This window comes from Mesorhizobium sp. M7A.F.Ca.CA.001.10.2.1 (assembly GCF_003998575.1).
GTDB lineage: Bacteria > Pseudomonadota > Alphaproteobacteria > Rhizobiales > Rhizobiaceae > Mesorhizobium.
Window position 1 is genome coordinate 1 of sequence record NZ_RZQY01000802.1, and the last position, 2,392, is coordinate 2,392.

1 protein-coding gene and 1 pseudogene are annotated in these 2,392 nt (G+C 60.6%); both read left to right on the top strand.

All coding sequences use genetic code 11. The features are described from left to right. Nucleotides 1-1,806 (top strand): class I poly(R)-hydroxyalkanoic acid synthase (gene phaC, locus EN964_RS31925; protein WP_127277230.1); only part of this gene is annotated, 1,806 nt, incomplete at its 5' end. A gap of 216 nt (nucleotides 1,807-2,022) precedes the next feature. After that, nucleotides 2,023-2,392: pseudogene (locus tag EN964_RS31930) on the top strand (peptidase M15A); the annotation flags it as partial.

Sequence of the window (2,392 nt, forward strand, 5' to 3'; positions counted from 1 at the left end):
GAAGATGACGAGCCTTCGACCGTCGAGCAATATCTGGTGAAGGACCCGGAACGCTTCGCCCTGAACATGGCGCGCATGATCGAGCAGGCCGGCAAGGCCGCTTCCGCCTGGGCCGAGCCGCGCGAAAAAGGCGACGTGCGCGACCATGTCGCCGAGCCCGTTGTCGATATGGTGAAGACCTTTTCCAAGCTCAGCGAATACTGGCTTGCCGATCCGCAGCGCGCGCTGGAAGCGCAGACGCGGCTGTTCTCCGGCTATATGACGGTCTGGGCCAACGCCATTCAGCGCACCAGCAACGCCGCGCAAGACACCGAAGACGCGGTCAAGCCGGAGCGCGGCGACAAGCGGTTCCTCGACCCGGAATGGGGCCGCAACGCCTTCTTCGATTTCCTCAAGCAGGCCTATCTCGTCACCTCGCGCTGGGCGGCCGATCTGGTCGAGCACGCCGAAGGCCTTGACGAGCACACCCGCCACAAGGCCGGCTTTTACGTCAAGCAGGTGTCCAACGCCATCTCGCCGTCGAATTTCATCCTGACCAATCCGGAACTGTTCCGTGAAACCGTCGCGTCGAACGGCGAAAACCTGGTGCGCGGCATGAAGATGCTGGCCGAGGACATCGCCGCCGGCAAGGGCGACCTGAAGCTGCGGCAGGCTGACTACTCACCCTTCGAGATCGGCAGGAACATCGCCACCACTCCCGGCAAGGTGGTCGGCCGCAGCGACGTCGCCGAAATCATCCAGTACGACCCGGCGACCGAGACGGTGCTCAAGCGGCCCTTGCTGATCTGCCCGCCATGGATCAACAAATTCTACATCCTCGATTTGAACCCGCAGAAATCCTTCATTCGCTGGGCGGTTGAACAGGGCCACACCGTGTTCGTCATCTCCTGGATCAATCCGGACGAGCGCCACGGCACCAAGAGTTGGGAAGCCTATATCCGCGAGGGTCTGCAATACGGCCTCGACACCGTCGAGAAGGCCACCGGCGAACGCGACGTCAACGCGATCGGCTATTGCGTTGGCGGCACGCTTCTGGCGGCGGCACTGGCGCTGATGGCGCAAGAGGGCGACGACCGCATCAAGTCGGCGACCTTCTTCACCACGCAGGTCGACTTCACCCATGCCGGCGACCTGAAAGTGTTCGTCGACGAAGAACAGGTCGCCGCTGTGGAAAAGTCGATGAGCGAAAAAGGCTATCTCGACGGCACCAAGATGGCGACCGCCTTCAACATGCTGCGCTCAGGCGACCTGATCTGGCCCTATGTCGTCAACAACTACATGCGCGGCAAGGATCCCCTGCCCTTCGACCTGCTCTACTGGAATGCAGATTCCACCCGCATGGCGGCGGCCAATCACTCTTTCTACCTGCGCAACTGCTATCTTGAGAACAACCTTTCGCAAGGCACGATGGAACTGGCGGGTCACACGGTTTCGCTTGGGGACATCACCATCCCGGTCTACAACCTCGCCTCCAAGGAAGATCACATCGCGCCGGCGCTTTCGGTGTTCCTCGGTTCGAAATATTTCGGCGGCACGGTCGAGTATGTGATGGCCGGGTCGGGCCATATCGCAGGGGTCGTCAATCCGCCGGCATCCAACAAATACCAGTACTGGACCGGGGGTACGCCGACGGGCGACTTCAGCCAGTGGATAGCCAATGCCACCGACCATCCAGGATCCTGGTGGCCGCACTGGCAAGACTGGATAGAGGCCAAGGACAACACCCGCGTGCCTGCCCGCAAACCGGGCAAGCATATGAAAACCTTGGGTGATGCTCCCGGCACCTATGTGAAAGTACGTGTGTAACGGACTGTAATGTGTGGTGAGTTGACGGACCGCCAAAAGCGGGCGAAATGGTGTCGTCAACCATCAAGCGGCCGTAATTCGACAATCACCGCAAAAATACTTCCAGGCTTGCGGATTTGACACAGGTCTCGTTTCCGGATCGGAGACAAAGGTCACCTTGGCATCGACGCATGCGTGTGGCGCCAAGGATATACCGACCGGACATCGAGGGGGAATTTGACTTTGAAATCAGCAGGATGGAGCCTCGCAAAGGGAGAACGCCGCGCCATTGTGGCAGCGCTCTGCTCCTTGCTTCTGGCCTCCTGCACTTCGGCTGGCGACCCGACAATGTCGGTCGGAATGCCCGGTTACAATGCCACCGCATCGGATATGAATGCTGCCTCAAGTGGCAAGTCGGCCGCTGTCGCCGATTCGTCCGAGGTCACGACCGAGCAGACGACCGTGATGACGGCGAGCGATACGGCGCTGCCTGAAAAAGTCGCCTACGTGCCTATGTCCAAACCGGGAGCTGCCTTTCCGCTGACCACGCCGGCGGGCGCCGAAACCATCGTTGGAAACACGCCGCAATCGCTGACGCAGCAGGCAC